Annotated in this window: 2 protein-coding genes; both read left to right on the forward strand. The window is 30.0% G+C overall.

All coding sequences use genetic code 11. The features are described 5' to 3' along the window. The first annotated feature begins 20 nt into the window (after positions 1–20). Entirely contained in the window at positions 21–6041 is a 6021-nt protein-coding gene (locus Q0Y03_RS08055) for a M60 family metallopeptidase (protein ID WP_297713326.1), read from the forward strand. A gap of 19 nt (positions 6042–6060) precedes the next feature. Beyond that, the coding region (locus Q0Y03_RS08060; protein WP_297713327.1) for an immunoglobulin-like domain-containing protein at positions 6061–9501 on the forward strand (3441 nt) is incomplete at its 3' end.

The raw sequence follows: 9501 nt of genomic DNA on the forward strand, positions 1-9501 counted from the left end.
ATATTTTAGGGGGAATATATATGAACAGAAGAAAGTTATCATGTATTTTGACAGTAACCATGATAGCAACTCAACTAAATTCTGTAGCCTTTGCACAGAAGAATTATGATCAAATAAATGATATTTCTAGTTTTGTTACAGATGAAGTTCAAAATGACACTAAACAAGAAGAAAATGAAAGTTATAATGAAGAAGCTATAGTGAAAGAAGATGAAAGTAGTGAAACTATAATTGAAAAAAATGAAAATAGCCAATCTACAGTAGTTGAAGAGAATACTTCACATATAAATGCAAAAGCAGTTGGTAAGCTTGAAGTTGATATGAATTTTCATATGCCAATAAAGAATGTAGGGAAAGATGCTACTAATATATCTGTTAAGTTGCTTAAAGACAATCAAGAGATTGGGGTAGTTCAATTAGGAAATGATAATAAGCAAGGGGATATAAAAGGTAAAACATATAATTTTCAAGCAATGGATGGAAAAAGAATAGCTATTTCTGATAATGCAGAAGAGTTAAGTTTTTATCATTTAACATTTAATGATTTAGAGATAGGAACTTATTCTGTTGAAATTGAGGGAAAAGGATATACTAAAACAGTAATTAACGACATTAAAATAGATAACTCATCTAAAAGGATTAAAGTTGGGACAAGCGATAATAAAATAGTATTATCAGATAATGGAACTCCTGATAATGAAAATGATGATATAGTTGAATACTATCCTGGTGTATTTTTAGCAGGACAAGTCAATGAAGGTGATACAGTAACAAAAGAAGATTATGAAGCTGTAAAAGATGCAATAAAAAATAAAAGCAATGACTTAAAATATGATATAAATAAAGACTCTAAAGTTGATATAACAGATTTAACTTATATACATAAAAATATAGATAAAGAAAAGAAAAGTGCTGTAATAGTTGAAACAGATGCAATTATAGACCCTAATAAGGTTAGTATTGATTTAAATACAGATAAAGTTACTATTGGAGAAGGACAAAATATAAAGAATATTTTAGTAGGAGATGGCTCAAAAATATCATTATCAACTAAAGGAGCTGATGGAGCTGATGCACCAGAAATCTCAGAAGAAAATCCAATAAGGATTCCAATAAATTTATCATCTACATCAAGTTATAGTTCAAATGGTAATAACACTTCTATGGAAAAGGTAGTAATAAAAGCACCAAGTGCAACAAGACCAACTTCAGGAAGCGTTGTTATTAATAATGAAACATATAATTATGATGAAAGTAACGTTAATAAATCAGTTGCAAGAACTACAGCAGGTGAAGAAATAGATGAAATAGTTATAGATTTAGGCAAACAAGTTGCAGTAAGTGAAATAACTATAAATGTTACTGGTAGTAGAGGAAGTAAAAACTTAGCTGAAATTACAAAGGTTGAGTTTTTAAATAATGTATATAAAGAAATGCCAAAGCCAAATATGAATATACCTGTAATTAATAATTTTACAAGTACAACTAGTGTTGGAAATGAATCAATGACTATAGGTTGGGATCATGAGGCAAATGTAACTGGTTATGAAATAAAGGTTGAGACTTTAAAGGATGATGGAACTGTTGAATCAACTAAATTGTATAGAACAAGTGAAAATACATTAAAGATAACTCAAGTTAAACCATATGCAGTTTATAGATTTAGTATTCAATCTATAAATGGTAGTGAGTGGTCAAGTGGTTATAAAGATCAGCAAGATGACTATGTGGCATCAGATGTTGGAGAAAGTAACTTAAAAACTAATGTTAACGATAAAGATGGTAAGGCAGATAATGTTGATACTAATTATATACCAAAAGCATGGAACTCAACTTCTGGAGTGCTAGATTCAACTTCAAATGAAGAAATAGAAAATTCAAATTACTTTGGGGCAGATTCAATAATTGAACTTCAAGTTGTTCCTGAAACAAAACCAGAAGGGCCAGAGGGAATAATAGTATCAGGGGTGTATAAAGGATTAAAAGTTAGCTGGAAGGCACACCAAAAAGCAAAAGACTATGATTTATATTATAGAAAAGTTGGCGATGGAGCATGGATAAAAGCTAACGATCCAAATGAACCTAAATATAGTGATTCAAATCCTGATAATGATATTCCAGATGGAGTTGAAAACTTAGATCCAACAGATAAAACTGATTCAAATGAGTTAATAAGAGCAACTTCGTATGAGATTGCTGGACTAGAAGATGGAGCAGCATATGAGATTAAGATGACGGCAACTAATCATCATGGTACAGGAGGGTTGTCTAAAACTTATTTAGGAGAGACAGCTGCCTTAGTTCCACCGGATATGACAAATTATAAGTTGATAAATACACCGAAGGAAGATGGTGGTGTTAATCATATTGAAAAAGTTACTGTAAAGGAAAGTGGAATATTAGAGCTTTCTAATAATGATCCAATGAGTATAGTAGATAACGATTATGATACTACTTGGGTATTAAAGGATTGGGATGCTGGGGTAAATTATGGGCAAAGATCTCCAATAGTAACTTTTGACAAAGAATATACATTTGATACAATTAGATTTACTACGAAATTAGAAAATATGTCAGCATATCCATTGCCACATGAAGCAAAACTAAGGGTATATGCAGATGATGATACAGAGTATAATAATCCGATTAAAGTAATAGAAAGAACTAATATAAGATTTAGTACTAAAACAGCACCTAATGGAGTTAAATATTTAGAAGTAAAATTACCAGAAGCCATAACAGCTAAGCAGGTAGAACTTAATATTGCTGGTTCTAAAAATTTAAGTATATCAGAAATGAAGTTCTATCATTATGATAGTTTAGAAGGTGATGTTGAAGGATTATTTGCAGATGATTTAAGATTAGTTCTTAATGATGAAGTAACTCAAGAAACTATTGATGAACTTATGACTCGTGCAAAAACTATAGATCCAGTGAGCTTAGAATACCATCCAAGTCAAGAAAGTATTTTAGAAGATTTAGAAATGGCACAAAATCTTCTAAATGATGCAAACTTAGATAAAGATGTAATAACTCTTGATGCGAGTATACTTGATTACTCACCAAATTTAGGGCAGGCAAACTCATGGCAATCACTAGGGGTAGCAGTAAAACCAGGTGATAATATAAGTATTTATGTTGGAACTGAAGCTGGAAGAGAGCATAGTCAGTTTGAAGTATTATTTACTCAAAACTATGCTGAAAGTGGAAGTTGGAATTCTGGAATTGTAAGAATAGGTGTTGGGAAAAATGATATACAAGTTCCAGAAGGTAGATTCAACATGGATGTTGAAAAAGGAGGAAATGTATATATAAGACCAGTTAGTGGGTTCTATGAAAAGCAAAAAATTAATGTGCGTGTAAGTGGGGGAACTAAGATTCCACATTTAAATGTTAATAATATAATTACTGATAGAAGTAAAGAAACTGAAGTAAAAGCTATGATAAGAGAATATATAAGAGATCTTAAGCTTTATGTAGCTGACTTACCAAGTCTTTACCCAAGCGTAGAAGATAAGGTAAATAATCAATATAAGTATGATGCAAAGACTTCTATATTAAATAGTACAGAAATTGAAAGTGAAAGAGTTATGTTAACTCTTACTGCAACAGAAGTTTTAACTGGAATTACATCAGGACTTAATGGAGATGAAAATGCTGAAGTTGATAGATTATATGAATCACTTTTAGCCTGGGAACAACTTATGGAAATTTCATATTCATTAAAGGGTGTAATTGAAACTGCTATTGACTTTAATGGTAATGGTAAGATAGATAATAATAAAAATGACACTGCAAGTTTAATTGATGGTTTAACAGAACAAGAATATTTTAATAAACATAGAGCTCCAAGAAGTCGTATAAATGTTAAGTATCAAAGAATGTTTACAGGAGCATTTATGTATGCATCTTCTCATCACGTTGGAATAGATGTAGGTTCAGGTATTGGATTAGTTCAAGGAGTTCCATTTAATTTTGATAGTGAAGGAAATATAACTAATCCTAATGAAGGAAGTTTATATGGATGGGGAATATCTCATGAGGTTGGACATGTTCAAGACCAAGCAAACTTAACTCAAGCAGAAGTTACAAATAATATTTTAGCTCTTATTACTCAAACATTTAATGGAACATCAGAATCAAGACTTGAAGGTGGAACTTATTTAAAGATGTATGATAAGGTAACATCAGGAAGTATTGGTTCAACTAGTGATATAGCTGCAAAGCTAGGAATGTACTGGCAATTACATTTAGCATATGAAGAAAATGAAACTTATGAAATGTTACAAAATAATAAGGATATTGATCCTAATAATGATTCATTCTATGCTAAACTTTATAAGTTTAATAGGATTAAAATTGCAGCACCTAAGGAAGATGGTTATAATCAAGTTGAGCAAACATTCATTATGAGAGCATCAGATGCTGCTGGAAAAGATTTAAGAGAATTCTTTGAAAAGTGGGGAATAGTATCAAGTCCAAATACTAATAAGTATTTAGATGAAATGAAGTATCCGAAAGAAACAAGAGCTATATACTACTTAAATGATGAAGCTAGAAGAAGAAGATTAGACACTTCTAATAGCGAAACTATGGCAAAAGATACTGAAGTAATTGCTAACTTTGGAACTGATAACAATGGAAATAAGATTACTAATAAAACTTATTTAAATCAAAAAGAAATTCCATTAAATTTAAGTGTTACAAAAGATTCAGATAAGATTTTAGGATATGAAATCATAAGAAAAGAATCAACATCAACAGGTATTAAGGAAGTGCCAGTAGGATTTGTTGAAATAGATAGAAGCACTGAAAATGGAATAACAAGTTATGTAGATACTATAGATGCTATAAATAATAGAGTTTTAGGATATAAAGTTGTTGCTTATGATTATGATTTAAATAAAACAGAAGAAACAGTAATTGGTGAAATTAAGGTAACTCACAATGGAAGCATAGGAGAATCATCTTGGATATTAAGTACTAATACAACTAATGATGAAGATGAAAGAGATGAACATACTGGACATGGAACAGTTCAAAATGGAGTTATAACAAGAATTAATGATAATAACCCAGATACTGTATTCCAAGGTATGAAAGATGGAAATCAAGATCCTTATGTAATAATTGATTTAAGCAGTAATAAATCTTTAGTAGGATTAACTTATACTGCACCCAAGACAACTACTAAAAAATTATCTTTAAAGAACTTATTTAGTCGTAGCGATGAAAAAGTTTATAAGCCAATTTCAGATTACGAAATTTATACAAGCTTAGATGGAGAAAAGTGGACACTATCAAGTAGTGGAAAGTTTGATAATAGTAAAACTACTCAAACTGTATATTTCAGTGAAGATGGAAAAACAGATGCAAAACAGCTTTGGGCTTATAATGCAAGATATGTTAAATTAGTTGCTAAGAGAAATACCGAAATATCAATTGCAGAACTAGATTTATTGACTGCAGCTGGTGATAACATTGAAATTGGAATAGATAATGATGATCAAGTATATAAAAATGGTGTTGGTAGATTAAAATCAGATTATAAATATGCTGAAGGAAAGGTTATTCCAAAAGGTTCTATAATTGTTACAGGTGAATATAGAGGAAATCCAGCATTTAACGTACCATTATTATTAAATGAAAATGATAAAAACTTTGCTTTAAAATCAAAAGCTGTATTATTAGCTACTTTACCAGAGAACTCAGAACTTACAGAAGTTGCAGAAGGTAATTGGATTTACTGGATAGAACCACAAGATCAAGGCAAAGTAGATGTTGGTAATGGATTAGAACAAAATCTAGAAGGAACAGCAATTAAGGCAGAGTTATATAGATACAATAAGTTAAATGAAGCAGGAGCTCCAGTTGGACAAAGATTAGTAAGTGATACTTTCTTAGTTCAATTACCAAGTGATTTAAATACTTTACCGGAAATAGAATTAAATAGTAGCTCAGCTAGAGCAATTAGTAGCGAAGATAAAACTGTAATTGAAATTACAAATGATTTAATAAATAAAACCTTTGAAAATAGATAAAAAATAGGGGGATTAGCTTATGAAGAGAGCAAAAACAAGCGTCAAGGTAGCAATTGCATCGGCATTAGCTGTATCTTCGACAGCGGCAGTTATATATGCCGCTCCGAAGATAATGGAAGCAACTAATTCTGAAAGTTCAAAAGAAAAAATATATCTTGATGTTAAAAAAGTAGATAGCGATACAGTAAAAGTATCTTTAGATAATATTGAAGATATAGCTAAGTCACTGCAATTTAGTATTAAGTTAGATGATAATGTTAAATTAAAAAAGAATGAAAATGGGGAATATTTAATAAATGATTTATTATCTAAAGAGGTAAACACAAGATTAGGTAATAATGAATATTTATCAAGTAATAGTATATTTACTGATTATACATATAATGAGGATAGTAATACTATAGATGTACTTATTACATCAGAGGATTCTTTACCTAGAACTGAAAATAAAATAGAAATATTTGAGTTAGATATTGAAGCAAAATCAGATGATAATAAGAGTTTTAATATAGTTCCAATTATAGATTCATATAAGTATTTATCGAAAGATAATAAGGAGTATGACAATTTATCAGTTGAGTATGATGATAGTTTAATTAACTTAAATACAGTACCAACTATTGAATATACTGGTGATGTAATTAATATTTATGATGGTGATAAGTTAGTATTTAATAAAATTGAAGGACTTATAGCAAATGATGATGATACTAGTGATACTGTTAAATTAGAGGTAAGAAATATTACTAATATAGATGATGAAAGCAAAGAAGATTCTCAGCCACTTATAAGTGAATTTAGTTCAGAAGAAATAGGAACATATACATTTAAGATAAATGCAATTGATAGTGTTGGAGAAAAGTCAGAGTCTATTAAGGTATTAGTTAATGTACAATATAATCTAGGTCTTGCTCCTCCAACAATTGAGGGTGCTGAAGATATTGAAATCCAAAGTGGAAGTTTATTTAAGCCATTAGATGGAGTATCAGCAAAAGATGCTAAGGATAGAAATATTACTGTAAGTGTAAGTGGTGATTTAGATCTAAATCCAGAACAAGATACAAAATATGTATTAACTTACACTGCCGTTGATAAGTATGGAAAGACAACTACTAAAGAGAGAAATATAACTGTTAAAGCAAATAAGGCACCTGTGATTACAGGAGTAGAAAATACTGTAGTAAATATAGGTGATAACTTTGATCCAAAGGCAAATGTAAAAGTTGAGGACGATATAGATAAGGACTTAATTTCAAGTTTAGCTATAGAAGGAGAAGTAAAGACTTCAATAGCAGGAGAATATAAATTAATTTACTCTGTTACAGATTCAGGTAATAAGACGACTAGAGCACAAAGAGTTGTAAGAGTAAATAGAGCACCAGTTGTAACAGGTAATGATAGTACTTTAGTGGTTAAGACAGGAACAGAAATAACTGAGGCAATGATTTTAGGTGGAATTAATATAACTGATGAAACAGAATATAATGTAGATGTAAAAATTCCAGAAATAAACGGAGCAGGTAGATATGGAGCTGAAATAAAAGTAACAGATAAGGATAATGGAGTAACGGTTGTTACAAGAAATATTGTTGTTACTGATGGTAGCATAGCAAATTTACCAAATAGTGGACAAGGTGAATCTCAAGAAGATGCAAAAGTTATTCAAGTTTTAGATGATGCTGGAATAGAGCAATTAAATGAAAAGTTAAGCGCTGCTACAAAAGAATATACAGTAGCTACAACAAAGAAAAAATTTACTGAATATGTTCAGTATAGCTTTATAATTTCTAAGAAAGAAGCGGTATTTAGAAATACAGATAAGATATACCTTGAAGTAAGAGTACCAAATGAAGTTGAAACAAGTACAGGTGGTATTGTTATTACAGAATATGTAGAGATATTAGCTACAGAAGTAAAAATAGATGATAAAGAAAGTTTAAATCATTATATTACTAAAGGTGATGAAATAGATTTAACAGCTACAATTAAGCCAGATAATACAACTAATAAAGAATTAGAATGGGCTAGTACAAATGAAGATGTACTTGAAGTTGTTGTAAGCGATACTGGAGTTAAAGTAATAGCAAAGCAATATGGAGTTGCTACAATTAAGGTAGGAGCAAAAGATGGTAGTGAAAAATATGATGAGTTTACATTTAATGTAGCACACGGTTTTAATGAATTACCAGAAGATGTTACTGTAGTTAGTGGAGATGCAACAGAAGAGTCGCCACTTACTTATGAAACAGAAAATATTGAATCACTAAATAAACTAATATCTAATGCAAAAGATGAATTTAAAGTATTATTACAAGATAAAAAGGTTTTAAGTGAAAATAAAGTTGAATATTACATAAAGCTAGAGGAAAAAGGAATTCTAGCAAGAGTATTTGGAAGAAGTAATAGCTATTATATAGCCTTTAGGCTACCAAATAGTAGTGACTTTGAAGATGTAATGTATAGCCTTGAAAAGAATGATACTAAAGCACCTACATTACTTTACAATGGAGAAATGGAAATTGTTTTAGAAAATGGAGCTGAGTTTGAAGTTCCTGTAGTAACGGCTAAAGATAATTTAGATAAGGATATTACTGTAAATCATGTAATAAAGAATAGTGAAAATAAGCAAATTAACTCAATAGATACAGCTGTTGCAGGAAAATATACAATAACATATAGTGCAAGCGACATGAGTGGAAATAAGGCTGATGAATTAGTTATTAAAGTTACGGTATTAGAAGCAGATAAAGAAGCACCGATCTTTGAGTATACTGGAGAAAAAATAATTATTTTAGATAATGGTTCTAAATATGAAATACCAAATATAACAGCTAATGATAATGTTGATGGTAATGTAGAGGTTAGTAGTGTAATAACTAAAAATGGATCAATTGTTGATTCGATAGATACTACTATATCAGGAGAGTATGTAATTACATATTCTGCAGTAGATAAAGTTGGAAATAAATCAACATTAGAAATAAAAGTAATTGTAAAAGAAGTAGAAATTCCAGAAGAACCAGAAACACCGGAGGAACCAAAGGATACAGAAGCGCCAGTCTTTGATTATAATGGTGACTTAGATGTAGTGTTAGAGTATGGAGAAAAATATGATATACCTGTAATAGGAGCTATAGATAATATTGATGATGAAGTTGAAGTGGTAACAACAATAAGAAAAGATTCTTCAAATGAAATAATTACAGCTATAGATACTAAAGTTCCAGGTGCATATACAATAACTTATGAGGCTGTAGATAAATCAGGAAATAAATCAAGCTTAGTCATAAAAGTAACTGTTAAATCAAAAATAATTGCTGATAATATAGAATTAGGTAATGGTGATGGAAGTATAGAATCACCAGCAGAAATAGTTGTATTAGAAAGTACAACTGTAGAAAATATAACAAAATTATTAGAAGATATTAAAAATAAACATACTATTGAGTTTGTTGAAGAA

It is taken from the genome of Clostridium sp., assembly GCF_026168755.1.
GTDB lineage: Bacteria > Bacillota > Clostridia > Clostridiales > Clostridiaceae > Clostridium.